This is a genomic window from Streptomyces sp. NRRL B-3229, from assembly GCF_000719505.1.
Taxonomy (GTDB): Bacteria; Actinomycetota; Actinomycetes; order Streptomycetales; family Streptomycetaceae; genus Streptomyces; species Streptomyces griseorubiginosus.
In genome coordinates this window covers 104294-124261 of the sequence record NZ_JOGP01000023.1, presented here as the reverse complement: position 1 = coordinate 124261, position 19968 = coordinate 104294, and the positions used below count along the sequence as shown (strand labels likewise).

The following is a 19968-nucleotide window of genomic DNA, read 5'->3' as shown; positions in this document are numbered from 1 at the left end:
GATGATGCTGGAGACGCAGTGGGGCGAGAGCTACCTGCGGCTGAAGTCGTTCACCTCCGCGGGCGGCATCGCCAACGTGTCGATCCAGGACCACGAGGCCGGGATCCTCTTCCAGCGGCCCTTCCCGGTCCTCGCCGACGGCTCTCCGCTGCACTTCGAGAACGCCCACGAGTTCCTCAACGAACCGGGTGAGTTCTACGTCGACACCGCCGCGCAGACCGTCTACTACAAGCCCCGCCCCGGCGAGGACATGTCCACGGCCACCGTGCAGGCCCCCACGCTGCCCACGCTCCTCGACATCAAGGGCACGAGCCTCGACAGTCCCGCCCACGACCTGCGCTTCTCCGGGATCACCTTCACCCGGACCACCTGGATGGAAGCGACGAACAACGGCTACCTCAACGCCCAGGGCGGCAACTACAACCTCTCGGCCAACAACTCCAACCAGCAGTATGTAGGCCGTCCGCCGGCCGGGGTCCAGGCCGCGGACGCCGACCGCGTCACCTTCACCGGCAACACCTTCACGCAGATGGGCGCCAGCGCCCTGGACCTGTCCCACGGCGTGCACGACAGCACGGTGACCGGCAACCTCATATCCGACATCGCCGGCAACGGCATCATGGTCGGCAAGTTCTCCGACCCGACCGTGGAGTACCACACCGTCTACAACCCGCCCGCCTCACCCGCAGGTGAGGACGCCCGGGAGGTGGTCAAGAACGTCACCGTCAAGAACAACCTGATCACCCGGATCGGCGAGGACTAGCTACAACCGGATCGGCAACGTGATGAACCGGCTGTGCGACTCGGCCGCCATCTACCACCTGTCCAACGACCCGGGCACCGTCATCAACGGCAACTACATCCACGACGTGCAGCGTTCGCCTGCCGCTTGCGGCTCGGCCGTGGCCGGCCTCTACACGGACGAGGGGTCGGACAACATGACCCTGTCGAACAACGTGCTGTCGCACACGGACGGATTCATCAACCAGAACCGCAACGGCTCCAACGTCACGCTCACCAACAACACCACGTCCGGTGACTCGGTGATCAAGGCCTCCGGGCTGGAGTCCGCCTACCAGGGGCTGGCAGCCAAGATCAACCTCGCCTACAACAAGCCGGCATCCTCGTCGTCGGTCTACGGTTCCGGGACGCCTGCCGCGAACGGCAACGACAACAGCAGCTCCACCGGCTGGTCGCCGACCGGGAGCGACACCTCGGCCTGGTGGCAGGCCGACCTCGGCCAGGCCTACCGGCTCGGCCAGTTCTCCCTGACGACGCGACAGGACCTCGACCAGCCCGAGACGCGAAGCCGGTTCGAGATCCGCGGCTCCAACGACCCTTCCTTCGCCACCTACACCGTGCTGGGACGCCAGGGCGCCACCACCCTGCCGCTCGCCTCGACACTCACGGGCACCATCGACGCGCGCCAGAAGTTCCGCTACGTGCGGGTCGCCAAGACCGACGGCGCCTACTTCTTCATCGCCGACTTCAGCGTGCAGCAGGCCGGCGGTGCGCTGGAGGACGCGACCGGCACGCCGAACGTCAACCCGACGACGTACTACACCATCAAGAACGTCAACAGCGGACAGCTGGCGGACGTCTACCAGGCCTCCACCGCCGACGGCGGGAGCGTCGTCCAGTGGCCGGCCAACAGCGGCACCAACCAGCAGTGGACCATCGTCCAGGTCAGCGGCCAGCTCTACAAGATCGTCAACAGGAACAGCGGCAAGGCCCTCGACATCAACGGCGCGACGCACTACCGAGGGACCAACCTCCAGCAGTACACCTACAACGGCGGCAGCAACCAGCTGTGGTACTTCGAGCCGACCAGCGGCGGATATCTCATCCGCAACTTCGAGACCAAGCAGGTCCTCGAGGTCAGCGCCGGCTCGACGGCCAACGGGGCCGCCATCGCCCAGTGGATGGCACTGAACCAGTCGAACCAGGCGTGGACCATCCAGTGACCGAGTGAATCGAAGGGCACCGAACGCCCGGCGGCCGCCCCGTTCACGGGGCGGCCGCCGAGTGGTTCATGTGGGGTGTCAGTCCACGTTCACGATCTTCCACAGCTGGCTGTCGGCGCCGATGTCCGCCGACTGGACGAGCTGAGTGCCTCCGGAGGACACGCTGAGCAGGTCGTTGCTCTTCACGTTCCTGATCTTGTAGTAGCCGTTTCCGGTCGAGGTCAGGGTCCAGCGCTGGTTCGCGACGTCGGTGTCGGACGACTGGACGATGTTCGCGCCGTCCGTGGTCACGCCACCGCTGACGTCCATCACCAGGGCGCTGTTCCGGCTGACGATCTGGTAGCTGCCGTCACCCACCGGGCTGAAGATCCAGTTCTGGTTGACGGCTCCGCTGTCGGTCCACTGGATGACGTTGGCTCCCGCGGACGTCGATCCGCCCGACACGTCGACCGCCTTGGCACTGCCCTTGTTGACGATCTTGTAGTTGGCGTTCGTCGCGGGGAACCCGAGGGAGGCGAACGCGTCGACCGCGCAGACGGTGCCGGAGGAGGCGGCGCTCTTCGTGCCGGTGCACACCACCCTGATCGTGTGGGGGCCTGCGGCGAGGTCCGTCTTCTCGAACAGCGGCACCTGCTTGGTCACCGTCGAGGCGTAGGCGTCGATGCCCGCCTGGGCGAGGGTGCCGTCGAGGTAGACGTCGACCTTGCCCATGTTCGGCTGCGTCATGCTCAGGTAGCGCACGCCCGAGCCGGTGAACGAGAACGCGGCGTAGTTGCCCGCCGTGCTCGTGAACTTCTCGGACCCGTTCATGTCCTTGGTGTCGTTCCAGTTCGACCAGGTGCCGGAGTAGGTCACCCCGGCCGCCTTGTCGTCGACGTGGTTCCAGCGCTGCCGTACGAGCGCCTTCGAGGCGGCGGAGGAGTTCCCCTGGGCGTCGAGGACGTAGAGGCGGTAGTCACCGGCCGCCTGCGGGATGTTGATGCTGCTCGCCGTGCCGCTCGCGATGGTCATGGTGGGACCGGCGGTGAACGTCGTCGTACCGGAGGGAGCCAGCCAGAGCGTCTTCGTCGGGTCTCCCGGGCTGCGCACCGGAAGGGTCACGTCTCCCTTGCCGGTGAAGACGCTGGTGGGCAGCGCGTAGTCCTGAGCGGTCGTATGGGCGGCGGGGACGAGGTCCTTGTAGGCGTCCTCCAGGCCCGCCTTCACGGCGATGCCGTAGGCCTGCGAAGGCCACACGTTGTCGCGGTACACCCGCACGTTGTCGATGGTGCTGCTGGTGACGCTCTTGCTGAAGATCGTGTTGCGCGGGCCGTAGGTGTTGGTGACGGTCAGGTCGTGCTGCCGTCCCCAGGTGCCGGTGTTCATGACCCACATGACGTTCGGGTCCACGTCGAGGACGTTGTCGTGCTCGTTGATGTACGCGGACCCCTCGTCGGGGTGGATCCCGTACCGGTGGCCGGCCGGCTCACCCTGGATGAAGTTGTCGCTGATCTCGGTGCCCGGCTGGCTGCCGAGCGTGTAGATGGGAGCGGAGTCCCCGAGCAGCTGCATGGTGTCGAGGAGTTCGTTGTACTTGACGGTGTTGTTCCTCGCCGTCGTGGTCGGCGACCCGGGATGGATGACGTTGGAGTTCTGCGTACCGTCGAAGTTGTCCCATCCCCAGCCGAGCGTGATGCCCGCCCACGGGGACTTCTCGATCCGGTTGTGCTCCAGGTCCAGGGTGTCGACGAAGTACGCCGAGACAGGGCTGGAGCCCTGGAACAGCACCGCGCTGTCGTAGAGGTAGTTGTCCGTGACGGTGATGTTCTTGCAGACGCCCTCGACGTTCGCCGGGTACTTCTCGTGGGGGTCGTTCGGGTCGGGGTCCGCGTTTCCGATGTACACGTGCTGGGGGTGCCCCACGGTGAGGGCCGATCCGGCGATGTCATGGGTGTAATTGCCGGTCACCTGGGAGTTCGTCACGTCGTTGGCCAGGGTGATCCCGTCGGCGCCGGTGTGCTGCACCGTGTTGCGTTGCACGGTGATCCCGTCGGCGCTCTCGATCCGGACGGCCGCGGGTGGCAGGTCGACGTTGCGGTACGAGTAGGCGTGGAAGTTCTGCGTCGTGTACACGTTCGCGCTCGCGTTGCCCTGCTGGCCCTGCCGGAACACGGAACCCGCCACATCGGTGAGGTTCCAGTCGGAGTCCTGGACCGTGAGACCGGACAAGGTGATGTTCTTCGCGTGGCCGGTCGTGGACGTGCCGGCGATCTTGATGATGGTGGGCACGTTGTGCGGCGCGAAGACCTGAGCGGTCGTCATGTCGTCCGAGGCGGCCTTGTAGTAGTAGACCGTGTGGGTGGACTTGTCGAAGTAGAACTCGCCCGGCTGGTCCAGGAACTCGTACGCGTTCATGAACGTCTGGGTGCCGGTGGCCTGGAAGTTGGCGTTGTACGCGGCCTGGGCTATCGCGGCGCCCGGCTCCTGGAGCCGGGCCACGCGGTTGGCGCCGTCCGAGCTCGTGGTGATCCGGCTGACGCCCACGATGGCCGTGGTCCAGGTCGTCGCCGTCCTGATCTCGACGTCGTCCTGGTCGGAGGCGACGGCGGGCAGGTCGGAGAGGCTGTACTTGATCTGGTCGCACGTCGTCTTCGGCGAGTCCCAGGCCCAGGAAGGCGTGGGGGACGGGAAGCTGTAATTCGCGTAGCAGCCGGCCGAGTTGATCGTCTTGGAGGCCATCTGGGCGCGCTTGCCGTTGACGTAGAGCGCGCGGAGCTTGTTGTCGCGGTTGAGAGTGGCCTTCCAGATGTTCCCGCTCTGCTGGGTCCAGCCGGTCACCGGGACACCGCCGTCCAGGACCGGCTTCTCGCCGGGGTAGGCGGCGTACACGATCTTGTGCCCGTTCGTGCCCGAGTCGGCCGAGGTGAAGCTGATGGTGCTGCTCACCGGGTAGGTGCCGCCCCGGAGGAGGACGTCGATGTCTCCGGTCATGTTGCCGTTGACCGTGCGCACGACGTCCCGCGCGTGTTGCAGGGTCCTGAACGGCGCCGAGATCGTACCGGCGTCGGCGTCGTCGCCGTTGGGGGCGACGTAATAGGTGGCCTGGGTCGCGGCCGAGGCAGGGGCCGATGTGGTGAGGGAGGTCAGCACGGTGGCCGAGAGCGCCATCGTGAGGGCTGCCGGGAGGAGGCGCAGGCCGCGGGAGGCGGAGGGTCTGCCCCTCTTCGGGGTGCGGGTGGCGGGGGACGTGGACATGGCGGCTCCAGAAGGTGTGCTCGGACGACGGCGTGGTGCTGTCGTGCCGATCAGGAACGGCGGGGGTACCGCTCCTCGTTCGTGGTGGGCACGTCGGTCCTGATCAGCCCCTGCGCGCGCAGCTCGTCCCAGAGGCCGCCGGGGATGGGCCGAGCGTGCAGTTCGACGTTGCGCCGGACCTGTTCCGCGGTGCGCATGCCCAGGGTGACGTTGACGACGGCGGGGTGGGCGAAGGGAAAGGCGATGGCGGCGGCCGGAAGGGTGGTGCCGTGGCGCTCGCAGACCTCGGCGATGGCCAGGGCCCGCCGTACGAGGTCGGTCGGGGCGTCCTGGTAGTCGTACTTCATGCCCTCGGCGGGCCGGTCCTCGGAGAGCAGACCGGAGTTGAAGACGCCGACCGCGACCACGCTCTTGCCGTGGGCCTGCGCGGCGGGCAGGACGTCGTCGAGCGCGGACTGGTCGAGCAGGGTGTAGCGCCCGGCCAGCATCACCACGTCGGCGGCGGTCTCGCGCAGGAAACGGGCGAGCATGGCGGACTGGTTCATCCCGGCGCCGATCGCCCCGATCACGCCCTGGTCGCGGAGTTCGGCGAGCGCGGGCATGGCCTCGTCGGCGGCCTGCTGCCAGTGGTCGTCGGGGTCGTGGAGGTAGACGATGTCGATGCGGTCCAGTCCGGTGCGTTCCAGCGTCTCCTCCAGGGAGCGGAGTACGCCGTCGCGGCTGAAGTCCCACTGGCGGCGAAGGTCGTCCCGTACGACGAACCCCTCGTCGTCGACGCCCCGCGGGTCCTCGTTGGGGACCAGGAGGCGGCCCACCTTGGAGGAGACGACGTACTCGTGGCGTGGGCGGTCGCGAAGGGCGGCACCGAGCCGGCGTTCGGAGAGGCCGAGGCCGTAGTGCGGTGCGGTGTCGAAGCAGCGGATACCGGCGTCCCAGGCGGCGTCGATCGCGGCCGCCGCGGCCTGGGGGGCGGTGACCCGGTACAGGTTGCCGATCACCGCGGCGCCGAAGCCGAGCTCGGTGACGCCGACCGGCGTGTGCGAGATCTTCCGGTGGTGCATGACGTGCTCCTGGGACGGGGGTGGGGACGCCGGTCAGCGTCGGACGTGGGCCGAGCCGCCGTCGACGAGCGCCTCGACCTCGGAGAGAGTGGCCATGGAGACATCGCCGGGAGTGGTCATGACGAGGGCACCGTGGGCGGTGCCGTAGGCGAGGGCGCGTTCCAGGGAGTGGCTGGCGAGCAGGCCGTGGATCAGTCCGGCGGCGAAGCCGTCGCCGGAGCCGATGCGGTCCAGGACGTGCAGGCCGGGCATACGCGGACCGGCGATGCAGCCCGTCTCGGCCGACCATGCGGCCGAGCTCCAGTCGTTCACACCCGCCGAGGGCACCTCGCGCAGAGTCGTCGCGAGCACACCGGCACCGGGCAGCAGCTCGGCCACCGCGGCGAGCGCGTCGGGAACCTCGTCGGCCGTGAACCGTACGGCGCCCGGATGCTCGCCCGCGAGGCCGAGGGCCCCCACCACGACGTCGGCGTGCCGGGCCAGCCGCAGGTCGACCTCGCGGGCTCCCTCCGGCCCGCCGCGGTCGGCCCACAGGCTGGGCCGGTAGTTCGGGTCGTAGGAGACGGTCAGGCCGTGCCGGCGCGCGGCCGCCATCGCCTCGTCGGCCACGTCGGCCGTGGTCTCCGACAGGCCCGCGAAGATCCCGCCGGTGTGGAACCAGCGGGCCCCGCCCGAGAACACCGCGTCCCAGTCCACATCGCCCTTGCGGAGCTGGGAGACGGCGGTGCGGGCGCGGTCGCTGACACCGAGCGCGCCGCGGATGCCGTAGCCGCGCTCGACGAAGTTGAGACCGTTGCGGGCGGTGCGGCCGATGCCGTCGTCGGGGATCCAGCAGATCCTGGAGGCGTCCACCCCGCCCTGGAGGATCAGGTCCTCGACGAGGCGTCCGACCGCGTTGTCGGCCAGGGCGGTGACGACGGCGGTGCGCAGTCCGAAGCAGCGGCGCAGGCCGCGCACGACGTTGTACTCGCCGCCGCCCTCCCACACCTGGAAGCTGCGGGCGGTACGGATGCGGCCCTCACCGGGGTCGAGGCGCAGCATGACCTCGCCGAGGGCGATCACGTCGGTCATGGCACGCTCCGCTCCACGGCCTCGGCGGTCAGCCGGCGGATCTCCTCGTAGTCGCCGCTCGCGAGGAGGGCGGGGGTGGCCATCCAGCTGCCGCCCACGGCCAGGACCGCCGGTTCGGACAGATAGCCGGGCAGCGCGGCGGCGTCGATCCCGCCGGTCGGCATGAACCGCACCCCGGGGAAGGGCGCGGCGAGCGCCCGCAGCATCGCCCGGCCCCCGAGCGGCTCGGCGGGGAACAGCTTGACCGTGTCGATGCCCGCCCTGACCGCGCGCATCAGCTCGGTGGCCGTCGCCACGCCCGGCGCGATCGGCACGCCCAACGCCCTTGCCGCGTCGAGGACTTGGTCGTCGAGGCCGGGCGAGACGAGGAAGCGCGCGCCGGCCGCCACGGCCCGTTCCGCCTGCTCGGCGGTCAGCACCGTGCCGGCGCCGACGACCAGACCGCCCTCGGCGGCCATCGCCTTCACGACCTGCTCGGCGTCCGGGGTGCGGAAGGTGACCTCCGCGCAGCGGGCACCCCCTGCCGCCAGGGCGCGGGCCAGCGGCGCGGCCGTGCGGGGGTCGGGCACGGTCAGGACCGGCACGATCCGCGCCTCGGCGAGCAGCTCGGCGAGGGGGGCGGTCATCGGCCCAGCCATCCGCCGTCGACCGGGAGAACGGTGCCGTGGACGTAGGCGGCGGCATCGGAGGCCAGGAACACGGTGGCACCCGCGAGGTCGTCGGCGCTGCCCCAGCGTGCGGCCGGGATGCGGTCCAGGATCGCCTTGCTGCGCACGGGGTCGTCCTGGAGGGCCTGGGTGTTGTCGGTGGCGATGTAACCGGGCGCGAGGGCGTTGACGTTGACGCCGTGCGGCGCCCACTCGTTGGCCAGCGCCTTGGTCAGGCCCGCGATGCCGTGCTTGGCGGCGGTGTAGCCGGGGACGGTGATGCCGCCCTGGAAGCTGAGCAGGGATGCGGTGAAGATGACCTTGCCCCGGCCGCGCGCCACCATCGACGCACCGACCGCGCGGGCCAGCGCGAACTGGGCGCTCAGGTTGACCTGGAGGACCAGGTCCCAGTCCGCGTCCGGGTGTTCGGCGGCGGGGGCCCGGCGGATGGTGCCCGCGTTGTTGACCAGGATGTCCACCGGCCGCTCCCGGCCCGCGAGGTCCGCGCCCAGGGCCCGGACCGCCTGGGGGTCGGCGAAGTCGGTGCGGATCGCCTCGAAGGTGCGGCCGGCGGCGGTGACGTCCTTCTCCACCGCGCTGCCGGACTCCTCCAGCGAGGCGCTCACCCCGATGACGTCCGCGCCGGCCTCGGCGAGCGCGCGGGCCATGGCCCGGCCGATACCGCGCCGGGCGCCGGTGACGACGGCGAGCCGTCCGCTGAGGTCGAAGGCGTTCATACGGCGGCCTCCCGGGCCTCGTCGGTGCAGTCCACCAGGATCTTCATCACGTTGCCGCCGCCCTCCAGCGCCTCGAAGGCGGCCGGTGCCTGGGTGAGCGGGACGACCTTGCTGATCAGCCGGTCCGCGGGGATCGTGCCGTCGGCCACCAGGGTCACCGCCCGCTCGAAGTCGGAGCGCTCGTACAACCGGGCGCCGACGAGGGTGAGTTCGCGCCAGAAGAAGCGGTGCAGGTTCACCTCCCGGGGCCGGGAGTGGATCGCGACCAGGCACAGCCGGCCGCGCACACCGAGCACGTCGACGGCGGTGTCCACGCCGCCTTGCGCGCCGGACACCTCGAAGGCGACGTCCGCTCCCGCGTCCCCGGTCCACTCCCGCACGAGTGCGGCCAGGTCCTCGGCGGCCGGGTCCCATACGGTGAGGCCCAACTCCTCGGCGAGCAGCTTCCGGTGGGCGCTCAGCTCCACCACCCGCACGTCCCCGCCGGCGGCTTGGGCGACCAGGGCGATCAGGACGCCGACCGGGCCGCCGCCGACCACGACGACCCGCTCGCCCTCGCGCACCCCGGCCCGGCCGACGTCGTGCACCGCGACCGCGGTGGGCTCCACGAGGGCGGCCCGGTCCAGCGGCAGGGAGTCCGGCAGCCGTATGAGCGTGGCGGCGGGGACGGTCCAGCGCTGCTGCATGGCGCCGGGGGAGTCGATGCCGATGAAGTCCAGGTGCTGGCAGATGTGCTGATGGCCGTTGCGGCAGGCAGGGCAGGTGTCGTCCCAGCGCAGCGGCATCACGGTGACCGCGTCACCGGGGGCCCAGTCCTCGACGTCCGGGCCCACCCGCACGATCCGTCCGGACATCTCGTGTCCGAGGACGGCGGGCGCGGTGACCCGGGCGTCCATGTCGCCGTGGAAGATGTGCAGGTCGGTGCCGCAGATGCCGACGAAGGCGGGGGCCAGCTCCACCTCACCGGGGCCCGGTGCCGCGCTGGGGGCGGGGGCCGTGTCCAGGGTGCGGGCGGACAGATAGCGGGCGGCAAGTGTCATGGGGGTCAGGGTCCCTTCGGCGCGGACGGCACCCACGGATGCCGACTGGCTCGGCATCCGGGGCGGTGGGTCCGGCGCTGGTTCGTGCGGGTTCGGGAGGGGAGCGGAGGGATCAGGCCGCAGGGGCCGTGGTGTCGCTCTCCGCGGCCGCCGCGGCGAGGCCGTAGAACGTGCTCGCGGTGCCGGCGAGGAGCGCCTGGACGTCGTCGGCGTTCCAGCCGGTGAGAAGTTCGTCCACGGTGGCGGCCCAACGGTTCCAGCCCCCGGCGAGGTTGGCGACCGGCCAGTCCGAGCCGAACATCAGCCGCTCCGGGCCGAAGGCGGAGACCAGGACGTCCCAGGCGGGGCGGATGTCGGCGGTTGTCCAGTGGGTGTGGTCGGCCTCGGTGACCAGACCGGAGACCTTGCACACCACGTGCGGGTGTGCGGCCAGCCGTCGGATCCCGCGTTCCCAGGCGGTGAGGTCCTGCCCGACGAGGTCCGGCTTGCCCGCGTGGTCGAGGACCTGGGGCAGGTCGGGGAAGCGTTCCGCGAGCCGGATCGCCTGGTCGAGCTGGTGGTCGCGCACGAGGACGTCGTAGCGCAGTCCGCGGTCCCGGGCCGTCCTCAACCCGCGTTCCACGTCGGGGCGTTGCAGCCAGTTCGGGTCCGTCTCGCCCTGGACGAGGTGCCGCAGGGAGCGCAGGTGTCCGCCGCCCGGCCCGGCTCGCAGCTTGTCGAGTACGTCACCGACGGCCGGTGACGTGAGGTCGGCCCAGCCGACCACGGCCTGGACCAGGGGCTCCCGCTCGGCGAGCGCGAGCAGGTCCTCGGTCTCGGCGACCTCCGCGACGCACTGGACGACGACCGTGCCGTGCAGTCGCCGGCCCGCGATGGGCCGGGTGGCGGAGGAGCGCAGGTCCTCGGGGTTGAAGGTGCGGCGGATCGACGCCACGCCGGGGTCGTCCAGCCACGGCTGGGGACGGTGGTCGAGGTCCCACAGGTGGTGGTGGGCGTCGATGAGCACGGGTGCGTTCACGAGGTGATCCAAGTGGGGTCGGACTGGTGCGGGCCGGGTCAGGCGGTGGCGTCGTCGGCGGGCGGGCTGAGGTGCCATACCTCGGGGAGCTCGGTCCACTGCCGTCCCTCGCCCCGGTCGGGGAAGGGTTCCTGGCACGGATCGGTGTGCTTCCACCAGCGCTGGGTCTCGGGGTCGGCCTCGATGGACGCCATGTCCGCCTCGAAGTCGTCGCCGATGTACTCCATGTACGCGAACAGCACGTCACCGTGGAGGTAGATGCTGTAGTTGCGGATGTTCGCGCGGAGCAGGGCGGCCTCGACGCCGGGCCATACCGCCGAGTGCAGCCGGAGGTACTCCTCGCGGTGCTCGGGGCGGAGCCTGATGGTCTGGGCGATGCGCTTCATGCCGATTCCCCTGTCGTGTCGTCGGAGCGGGACCTGTCGAACGGTGTGCGGTAGCTGGGTGTGCGGGTGCGCAACCCCAGTCGCAGGGTCAGCCGGATACGGGTGGAAGCGGGCAGCCGGACCGTCAGGTACGGGCCGTCGCAAGGGGCCTCGGCCTCGGAGACCACCGGCTCGGAGTGGCCGTAGTCGTACATGTCGCCGATCCAGCCGTCGTCCGTGCACGTCGTGTACCGGACGTCGGTGATGGTGTGCTCGGCGAACGCGCCCGCCTGGACGATGACCGTGCGGTCGGTCTCGGGGGCCAGGTTGACCAGCTCGACGGTGGTCGCCTCGGGGTCGATGGAGGTGACCAGCGCGGCGACGTCGGCGGGCAGGCCTGCGCGGCGGGCTTCGGCGTCGTGGTAGCGCAGCCGCGCCTGCTGGAGACCGCCCTGGTACAGCACCTGCGGGCCGCCCCAGGTCAGTTGCACCAGGGCCTCGGTGACCACCGGGTTGCACAGCTGCCACACATGGATGTCGGCCTCGGGCACGTCCAGGTCGCGGTAGCGGTCGATGCGCCGCAGCCGGTGCCGTATCTGCGCCTGGGCGGTGGCGAGGATGCGCTCGGGGTAGTCGGGGTCGTCGCCGGCGAGGAAGGCGAACCACGCCTTCTCGTGCCCGGAGTCCTCCTTGGACCGGAACGGCCGCACGGTGCGCCAGTCGATCGCGTCCGCTTCGCGCAGTCCCTCCAGCCGGGCGCGGTCGGCCTGGGAGGAGGTGTGGTGCCACAGGGCCACCGGTACGGGGGGCGTGGCCGGGTTGTAGTCGAACCAGCCGGAGTCGTTGTGGCGGAACGGCAGGTGGAGGGTGGGCGTGTGCCGGTCCGGACCGAGTTCGACAGCCCACTTGGAGGGCAGGCTGGAGTCGGCCTCCGTGTGGGGCATGACCTTGGCCTGGGCGATGAGGGTGTCGAGGGAGGTCGCGACCATGGAGAGGTAGTCGTCGTCGCCGGTGACCGTGGCCGCCGCGAGCGCCCCCACGCAGGCCGCGTGGCCGAGGCTGTGCCAGCCGTGGGGCCAGGACCAGCCGTAGTGGCCGCCGTACCAGCGCCCGTCCAGCAGGCTGCCGACGACCCCGTCCGGGCCGACGTTGTCCGGGATCAGGCCGCCGTTCTCGCGGGTGCGCTCGCGCCAGGCGTCCACGTACTCGACGATCCAGTCCCGGTAGCGCTCCTCGCCGGACAGGATCCAGGCGTTGAGGACCAGACCGGCCGCGGCCAGGTTCATCGTGGTGTCGCCGACGCCCATCCGGTCGCGCATCTGGTCGCCGAGCCGCGGGTCCGCCGAGAGGGGGTACGGACCGTCCTGGGCCTCGGGCAGCCATTCGAGCGGGTAGCCGTAGGTCTCGGCCTCCTTCAGCAGCCACGGGTACACGTCACCGTCGAACAGGCCGGTGCGCTCGGGGTCGCTGCCGTTGTGGGGGCGGGTGATGATGCGGTGCCCGGGGTCGTAGTTGCCCTTGGCGGGGTCGACGTACAGCTCGGCGAAGCGCAGGGCGCGCTCACGCCACCGGTCGGGGGCAGCCATGCACAGGAAGTAGAGCAGGAGCAGGCTCTCGCCCTGGTGGAACCAGTCGTAGCCGCGCTCGTACTCGTCGCGCAGCATGTCCAGTTCGGTCAGCTGCCTGGTGACGCCCTCCCAGTGCTTCTCGCTGGCGGGCAGCAGGTCGTCGGCGCCGCCGAGGAGGTACAGCTGGGGCCAGTTGAAGAAGACCTCGTAGAAGTCGTCCACGCCGTCGCGGGTGGTCAGCGGGCCGGTGTAGTTCAGGCGTCCGTCGGGGCCGGTGAAGTCGCGGGCGAAGCGGCGCCAGGCGTGGTCGAGGAGGTCGAACAGCGAGCGCTGTGCGATGGCCCAGCCGGGTGGTTCGAGCAGCGGGACTCCGGCCGTGACGTCGGGTTGGGGCCGGTCGGAGGCCGGGGTCTCTGCGCCGGATGCGTGGGGGTCGGGGCTGTAGGGCATGAGAGCTGTTACTCCTTGGTGGCGCCGGCGAGCATTCCGCTGACCAGGAAGCGCTGGGCGAACAGGAACACGACGAGTACCGGTGTGATGGCCACCAGCGTCGCCAGTGCCAACTGCGGGCGTTCGATCGCGAGGGCGCCGACGGTCGGGTTGAACGACGGCACGTTGCTGAGGAGGCTGCCGACGCCCACCTGGACGGGCATCTGGTCGCTCTCGGGGAGCATCACGTAGGGCAGGAAGTAGTTCGTCCAATTGGCGACGAAGCTGAAGAACCCGACGAGCGCGATGACGGGGGTGGCCAGCGGCAGGGCCACATGACGGAACACACCGAACTCGGAGCAGCCGTCCATCCGCGCCGCGGCCAGCAGGTCCTTGGGCACGGCGGTGGTGAAGTAGATGTACGTCAGGTACACCCCGAACGGGTAGAACGAGTACGGCAGGATGATCGACCACATCGTGCCGATCAGATGCACCGCGTTGATCTCCAGGAAGAGCGGCACCACCAGCGTGGCGTTCGGCATCAGCATCACGACCAGGGTCGCGATCAGCAGCGTGTGCCGGCCGCGGAACTCGGTCATCGCCAGCGCGTAACCGGCCGGAATGGCCAGGCAGAGCGTGATGACCAGGGAGATCGCGGCGTAGACGGCGGAGTTGCGCAGCCACACCAGGATCGCGTCGTCCTGGAAGGCGGTGAGCGCGTGCCAGTTGGCCTTCAGCGCGTGCCAGGACCCGAAGGACAGCGGGTTGTCGTGGACGAGCTGCTGGTCGGTCTTGGTCGCCGCGAGCAGCAGCCACAGCACCGGCAGGACGAAGAACACCACGAAGACGGTGAGCACCGAGCCCGCCAGCAGCCGGGAGGCCACCTTCCGCGGGGGCCGGCGGCGCTGCTGCCGTTCCCCGTGCCGGGTTCGGCTCGTCGACTTCGCGGCCTGAGCGGTGGGAGGGGGAGTGGGCCGGGTCTCAGTCGGCATCGAAGAACCCCGATCGTGCGACGAAGACACCGGCGACCGACACGCTGACGACCAGGAGCTCCACCGAGACCGCGGCCGCGCCGTTGATGTTGTTCATCTGGAAGGCGAAGTCGTACGTCAGCTGGTTGAGCGAGTAGTCGCGGCCGGCCACGCCCGTGCTGGCGAGGGAGAGCAGCTGCGGCTCGACGAAGAGCTGCGCGCCGCCCGCGAAGGCCAGGATCACCATGTAGACGATCCACTTGCGGAGCATGGGGATCTGCACCCGCCAGGCGGTCTGCCAGCCGTTCGCGCCGTCGATGCGCGCGGCTTCCATGACGTCCTTGGGGATGTTGTTGAGCGCGCCGTACATGACGACGATCCAGCCGCCCGCGCCGGTCCAGAACGCGATGATCGTGAACAGCAGCGCCAGGTTTCCGGGGGCGATGACCTCGCCGAAGGTGTGGAAGCCCAGCGTCTCCAGCAGGGAGCTGACCGGGCTGACGGTCGGGTCGAGCATGAACAGCCACACCAGGACGCTCGCGGCGCCGGCGAGAGCGCCTGGGATGTAGTAGAGGAAGCGCAGTGCCTGACTGAGCGGTCCGGAGGACAGCTTGTGCAGGAGCAGCGCCAGGACCACCACGAACACCACGAGGGACAGCAGCCAGAAGACCAGGTACAGGGCCACATGGCCCAGCGAGTCGACGAAACGGAAGTCCTGCGCCGTGGTGACGAAGTTGGAGAGGCCGGTGAAGGCGCCTCCGGCGTCGGTGAACGCGAAGTAGATCGCGTAACAGGTCGGAAGGACGCCGAAGGCGATCAGCAGCAGCACATAGCCGGCGACGAATGCCACGCCGGCCCGGCTCTGCCGGGAGGTGCCGCGAGGGCGCCCCCGGACAGAGCCGGCCGAGGAGTGCGTGACGGTCACTTGGCGACCTTGTAGCCGTCGGCCTGGGCGTACTTGACGATCGAGTCCTGCCAGGCGGGCAGCAGCGACTCGATGGTCTTGCCCTGCGTGATGCCGGGCTTGACGGTGGCGGCCCAGATGGCCTCCTGGCTGAACTGGCCCGAGCCCCAGTCGGACCACACCTGCGAGGAGGCGTCCTTGAGGGCCGTGAGGTCACTGGCGTAGTACCCGGAGGCGGCCTGCGCCTTCAGCCAGTTCTCGGCCGCCGGCGCGTAGGCCGGGAAGCCGGGGGCCTTCTCGCCCTGGTAGGCGTTGTCGGTGGTGACCCACTTCAGGAAGTCGGTGGCCGCCTTGAGGTGGCTGGAGTGCTTGGACAGCAGCCAGGTGCCGCCGCCGACGTTGCCGGTGGAGGGGGAGGTGTCGCCCTGCCACTGCGGGATGGGCGCCACCGCTATCTGCTTGGACGGGGTCTTGAGGCCGTCCTTGAACACCGCGCCGCCGTACCACGCCGGGCCGGGCATGAGCAGGACCTTGTCGGCCTCGTTCTTGGCGAAGTCGGTGCTGAAGACACCGCTGACCGACATCGACTTGTTCTTGATCAGTACGTCCAGCAGTTTGGCCATCTTGGTGCAGGCCTCGCTGGTGGTGTTGACGGAGACGGCCTTGGGGCCGGTGATGTGGTTGGCGCCGCACTTGCTCGCCCACAGGTAGATCTCGGGGGTGAAGGAGTCACCCGCATCGCCCACGAGGTAGCCGGGGTGCTCCTTGGCGACCTTCTCGCCGAGCGCCTGGTACTCCTCCCAGGTCGTGGGGACGGTGTAGCCGAACTTCTTCAGCAGCGGTGCGTTGTACCAGAGCACCGCCTGGGAGAGGTCGTTGCGCAGGCAGTACAGCGTGCCGTCGACCGTGCAGACGTCGTTGGCGCCCTTGGCGAACCCGCTGAGGGTCGCGTCCGGGACGAGGCCCTTGTTCAGCGGAGCCGCGAAGCCCGCGTCGACGGCCCAGCTGGCCTCGTTGTTCTGGGAGCTGAAGACGACGTCCGGCCAGCCCTTGCCGGTGCGGTTGAACAACTGGACCTTCGTCTGGAGGTAGTTGGACCCGTTGGCGTCGCCGTCGTAGCTGACGATGTTCAGCTTCACGTTCGGGTGCGACGCCTGGTACTGCTTCGCCGCGTCCATGCGGGTCGCGTCCACCCAGACGGTCAACGCCCCGTCGTTCTGGGCGGCCTGGGCGAATCCGTCCTTGTTGGTCGTGCCGCTGGTGCCACCGCCGCCACAGGCGGTGACGGTGAGGAGCACGGTGGCGGCACAGCCGGCCAGCAACGCGGCTCGTCTCCCGCTGGCCCCTGTCTCCCGGGCGGCCGAAGGCTTGTAGACGGACATGAGCGACTCCACTGGGTGTCCATGAGGGCTTCTGACGGCTCTGGCGTTACCGCCGCGGATGAAATTAGCCGCCATATCAGATGTCCCGTCAAGGGGTGTGTCGTTCTTTTTTCGACGTTTGGCGGGCATGGCACGTTGACCTTTGAGGGCCATAAAACCAGTTAAAAGGCCCTGTAAGCGGTCAAAAGCTTCACGGATTCATGATCGAGCTTCAGCTAAATGAGTACGACTTATTGAAGCCTGGGGTACGATGAGCGCGGCTCCAGGGCCGATCAGTCACCCTCGTCGCAGTCACCCGGAGGCAGGACACATGAAAGACACGCCCGCCGTGGCAGCGGTGGTGAACGGATCGGAGGAGCGGCGCGACTACCGGCCCGGCTACGAGATCGTGGCGGAGCGGATCCTCGAGTTCATCGCCGAGTCCCGCCTGGTGCCCGGTGACCGCATGCCCACGGAGAACGACCTGGCCCAGCAGCTCGACACCAGCCGGGCGGTGGTCCGGGAGGCCGTGAAGATCCTCTCGGCGCTCGGTCGGGTGCGGGCGCACAAGGGGCGCGGTCTGTTCGTCGCGGACGACGACGGCATGCTGATCACCAGTCGCTGGGGCGGCTTCTTCCGGCCCGTGGACCTCGATCACGTGCTCATGCTGTTCGAGTTCCGCCGGGTCCAGGAGATGGCCGCCGCCCGGCTCGCGGCCACCCGTGCCACGCCCGCCGAACTGCGCACCATCGAGGTCGCCATGCAGCAGTGCCGGCACGGGTACGTCCACGGTGAGGTCGACGTCTTCAACCAGGGGGACGACGAGTTCCACGCGGCGGTGGCCACGGCCTCGCACAACACCTTCCTCGGCAGCGCGGTGCGCGACGCCCGCCGCCTCCAGCGCCAGTCCAGCGCGATCGGCATACACAACACGTTCAACGAGGGCACCGCTTCCGCGGTCGAGGAACACGAGGCGATCTACCGCGCCATCCGCGACGGCCGGCCGGACGAGGCCGCCCAGGCGACGGCCGTACACCTCGACCGGACGCTGGAGGACTACCGACGGGAGATCCAGCGGCGCCTGTTCGGCTGATGTCCGGCGCCGGCTGTCCGGGGGCCCTGAACAGTGCCGAAGGGGCCCGCCGCACGTGCGGCAGACCCCATCGAACTCCGGTCACAGTGTGACGAGTTGCCAGTCCTGGTTGGCGCCGCCGGTGACGGGCCACTGGATGACGGCGGCGCGGTCGTCGGTCGATCCGCCCGTGACGTCGGCGCACCAGCCGGTGCGGACGTTGACGAGCCGGTGGTAACCGCCGGTCGCCGACGGGGCCAGCTTCCACCACTGGCTGTCGGCACCGTTGTCCGGCTGCTGGACCAGCGTCGAGCCCTGGGTGCCGTCCGCGCTCTGGAGGACCTTGCCGCTCTTGACGTTGCGCAGCCGGAAGGAGCCGTCGGAGTCGGGCAGGAGGGTCCACTGCTGGTTGGTCCCGCCGGTCCAGGGCCACTGGATGAGCCCGGCGCCGTCGGCGGTCGAGGCGTCGGCGACGTCCAGCACCTTGCCGCTCTTGCGGTTCACCAGCTTGAAGGTGCCGAGGTCCGCACTGAAGGGTCGGTCGTAGACCTCCAGGCTGCGGATGGACGCCCAGACCGACGTGGGCAAACCCGTCACCGTGACGCGTACGTAGCGCGCCTGCGCCTGGAAGGCCGCCGTCTGCACCTGACTCGTACTCGTCGTGGTGGTGTTGTCGACGAGGACGGTCCAGGCGCTGTTGTCGGTGGAACCCTCGATCCGGTAGCGGTAGTTGGCCTTGTCGAGCTCCCACGCGATGCGGGCGCCGGTCAGCGAGCGGGTGGAGCCCAGGTCGACCTTGAGCCAGTGGCCGGTGCCGCCGTCGTTCGCGCACCAGCGGGTGGAGGTGGACCCGTCGACCGCCTTGGCCGCCGTGTTGCCCTTGGACGCCTCCTCGCTGTCGGCGGTCACGGTTCTGCCGGCCGCGATGTCGGCGGGCTGGACGCTGCGGTCGAGGACGACACCGACGACGCTGTCCTGGGGGTGGGTCGTGCGGTCGATGCCGGTGACGGTGACACGGCCGTCGCTCCCGGTGGAGTAGGACAGGTTCGCGCCGGAGCGCACGTCGAAGACCCGGGTCACCTGGGCATCGCCGACGGACGGGGTGGTGAAGGACGAGCCGCTGTAGCCGGGCAGCAGGTGGACGTAGAAGGTGCTGCCCTTGTACGTGAAGCCGTACTGGCCGTCGACGGGGTTCCAGGGTCCGCCGCGGGTGCCGTAGACGGACTGGCCGCAGGCGCTCATGAAGGCGCCGATCTGCCGCAGCAGCCCGGCCTGGTCGGCGGAGACCGTGCCGTGCCGGTCCGGGCCGACGTTGACCATCGCGGTGATGTTGCGGATCCAGCAGTTGACCAGGATGTTCATGGCGGTGCCGTAGCTCATGACGGGGACGGAGGGCTTGTAGCCCCAGGCGCCGCCGACGGTGAACACCTTCTCCACGAGCCTGCCCGTACGGATCGCCCCGGTCGGGACCGAGGGTCCCTCGTCGCTGTCGTAGTCGCCCGCCCAGCCCGAGCGTGAGGTGGCGACGATGTCGGGCTGGTGCTTGCGGACCATGCCCATCAGTCCCAGGGGTCTGCCGGCGGCGTCCGTCTCGCCGTAGGTGGCGTCCACCGGCCACTGGTTGGCGGTGTCCCGGAACTGGCCGGGCTCCCAGAAGAACGCCCCGTCGGCATCGCTGCCCTGCTCGGCGACCCAGCCGCCGTCCCACCACAGGTCGTCGATGACGCCGTACTGGGTGACCAGTTCCTTGACCGACTCGTACACCTCGGTCTTCATGATCCGGGCGTTCTCCTTGTGCGCCGGATCGGTGGTGTAACCCCAGGGATTGCTCGCGCAGTTGGTGCCGGTGACGTCGTAGTAGCCGGGATAGCGCCAGTCGATGGGGGAGTAGTACAGACCGACCCTGAGCCCGGCCGCCCGCACCGCCGCCACGTAGTCCTTGACGAAGTCACGGCTGAGCGGGGCCTGTCCGGAGCTCCAGGCGTTGGGGTGGTTCAGCGGCCACAGCGCGAAGCCGTCGTGGTGGCGGGTGGTCAGGGTCGTGTACCGCGCACCGAAGTCCTTGGCCAACTGCGCCCAGGCCGCCGGGTCGTAGGCGTCCGCGGTGAACTGCTCGCTCGTGGCGTCGGTGACGTACTTCCGGTAGTTCGCAGGCGTCACGGGCGCGTTGTGCATGTACCACTCGCCCTGGGCCGGACCCGAGTACACGCCCCAGTGGATGAACATGCCCAGCTTGGCGTCCTGAAGCCACTGGATCTTGGAGTCGGGTTGCTGTTCGAGGCCGAGGTCGACCTTGGGGATCCGTAACGGCGGGAGCGGCAGGGGAGAGCCGGCCGCAGCCGCGTAGGCGGGAGCGGACGCCGCGACGGGTCCGACCACGGCGGCCGCCGTCATGGCTGCCATACCGGCCAGAACTGATCTGCGGGAGAAGGAGTCCGGCACCGTGAGTTCTCCTGTTCGGACATGAGGAAGCAGGGCTCAGGGACGATCATCGGGCCCGTGGCGAGACGGCTCGATCGGTGTCTG

Annotated in this window: 16 protein-coding genes; 3 read left to right on the top strand and 13 right to left on the bottom strand. The window is 69.7% G+C overall.

Going from position 1 to position 19968, the window contains the following annotated elements:
- Window positions 1-763: right-handed parallel beta-helix repeat-containing protein (locus tag IF54_RS43665; RefSeq protein ID WP_234439104.1), on the top strand; the 763-nt coding region annotated here is incomplete at its 5' end.
- Between the two features lie 22 nt (window positions 764-785).
- Entirely contained in the window at window positions 786-1964 is a 1179-nt protein-coding gene (locus tag IF54_RS43660; RefSeq protein ID WP_234439108.1) for an RICIN domain-containing protein, read from the top strand.
- Between the two features lie 78 nt (window positions 1965-2042).
- Here the strand turns inward: IF54_RS43660 and IF54_RS44010 are convergent, their stop codons facing one another.
- The 12 genes from IF54_RS44010 to IF54_RS0131155 all read right to left on the bottom strand — a co-directional run bounded on the left by IF54_RS44010 (window position 2043) and on the right by IF54_RS0131155 (window position 16391).
- Complete coding sequence (locus IF54_RS44010; protein ID WP_030324846.1) at window positions 2043-5198, bottom strand: RICIN domain-containing protein; 3156 nt, start codon at window positions 5196-5198, stop codon at window positions 2043-2045.
- A gap of 50 nt (window positions 5199-5248) precedes the next feature.
- Complete coding sequence (locus IF54_RS0131205; RefSeq protein ID WP_030324844.1) at window positions 5249-6259, bottom strand: aldo/keto reductase; 1011 nt, start codon at window positions 6257-6259, stop codon at window positions 5249-5251.
- 33 nt (window positions 6260-6292) lie between these two features.
- Window positions 6293-7330: a sugar kinase gene (locus IF54_RS0131200; protein ID WP_030324842.1), complete on the bottom strand. Its 1038-nt coding sequence runs from the start codon at window positions 7328-7330 to the stop codon at window positions 6293-6295.
- Entirely contained in the window at window positions 7327-7956 is a 630-nt protein-coding gene (locus tag IF54_RS0131195) for a bifunctional 4-hydroxy-2-oxoglutarate aldolase/2-dehydro-3-deoxy-phosphogluconate aldolase (RefSeq protein ID WP_030324841.1), read from the bottom strand. Before IF54_RS0131195 ends, IF54_RS0131200 begins: the two co-directional genes overlap by 4 nt.
- The gene (locus IF54_RS0131190) at window positions 7953-8714 is read right to left on the bottom strand and encodes an SDR family oxidoreductase (protein ID WP_030324840.1); all 762 of its coding nucleotides are present in this window, start codon (window positions 8712-8714) and stop codon (window positions 7953-7955) included. The genes IF54_RS0131195 and IF54_RS0131190 overlap by 4 nt, the downstream gene beginning before the upstream one ends.
- Window positions 8711-9754: a (R,R)-butanediol dehydrogenase gene (locus IF54_RS0131185; protein WP_030324838.1), complete on the bottom strand. Its 1044-nt coding sequence runs from the start codon at window positions 9752-9754 to the stop codon at window positions 8711-8713. The genes IF54_RS0131190 and IF54_RS0131185 overlap by 4 nt, the downstream gene beginning before the upstream one ends.
- A gap of 112 nt (window positions 9755-9866) precedes the next feature.
- Window positions 9867-10772 (bottom strand): amidohydrolase family protein, encoded by a 906-nt coding sequence (locus IF54_RS0131180; protein ID WP_037820837.1) that lies wholly within the window; start codon window positions 10770-10772, stop codon window positions 9867-9869.
- A 38-nt stretch (window positions 10773-10810) separates the two neighbouring features.
- A complete protein-coding gene (locus tag IF54_RS0131175; protein ID WP_030324835.1) occupies window positions 10811-11158 on the bottom strand; it encodes an L-rhamnose mutarotase in 348 nt (115 codons plus the stop codon).
- Complete coding sequence (locus tag IF54_RS0131170) at window positions 11155-13155, bottom strand: hypothetical protein (RefSeq protein ID WP_030324833.1); 2001 nt, start codon at window positions 13153-13155, stop codon at window positions 11155-11157. The genes IF54_RS0131175 and IF54_RS0131170 overlap by 4 nt, the downstream gene beginning before the upstream one ends.
- An 8-nt stretch (window positions 13156-13163) precedes the next feature.
- On the bottom strand, window positions 13164-14018 hold the full coding sequence (locus IF54_RS0131165) for a carbohydrate ABC transporter permease (RefSeq protein WP_030324831.1): 855 nt from the start codon (window positions 14016-14018) through the stop codon (window positions 13164-13166).
- Window positions 14019-14115: 97 nt separating this feature from the next.
- Entirely contained in the window at window positions 14116-15030 is a 915-nt protein-coding gene (locus IF54_RS0131160) for a carbohydrate ABC transporter permease (protein WP_030324828.1), read from the bottom strand.
- The gene (locus IF54_RS0131155) at window positions 15027-16391 is read right to left on the bottom strand and encodes an ABC transporter substrate-binding protein (RefSeq protein WP_030324826.1); all 1365 of its coding nucleotides are present in this window, start codon (window positions 16389-16391) and stop codon (window positions 15027-15029) included. Before IF54_RS0131155 ends, IF54_RS0131160 begins: the two co-directional genes overlap by 4 nt.
- A 310-nt stretch (window positions 16392-16701) precedes the next feature.
- Between IF54_RS0131155 and IF54_RS0131150 the strand changes: the two genes are divergently transcribed.
- The gene (locus IF54_RS0131150; RefSeq protein ID WP_030324824.1) at window positions 16702-17463 is read left to right on the top strand and encodes a FadR/GntR family transcriptional regulator; all 762 of its coding nucleotides are present in this window, start codon (window positions 16702-16704) and stop codon (window positions 17461-17463) included.
- An 81-nt stretch (window positions 17464-17544) separates the two neighbouring features.
- Here the strand turns inward: IF54_RS0131150 and IF54_RS0131145 are convergent, their stop codons facing one another.
- Window positions 17545-19884 carry an alpha-L-fucosidase gene (locus tag IF54_RS0131145; RefSeq protein WP_030324822.1) on the bottom strand — a complete coding sequence of 780 codons (2340 nt, stop codon included), beginning with the start codon at window positions 19882-19884 and terminating at the stop codon, window positions 17545-17547.
- Window positions 19885-19968 lie beyond the last annotated feature (84 nt).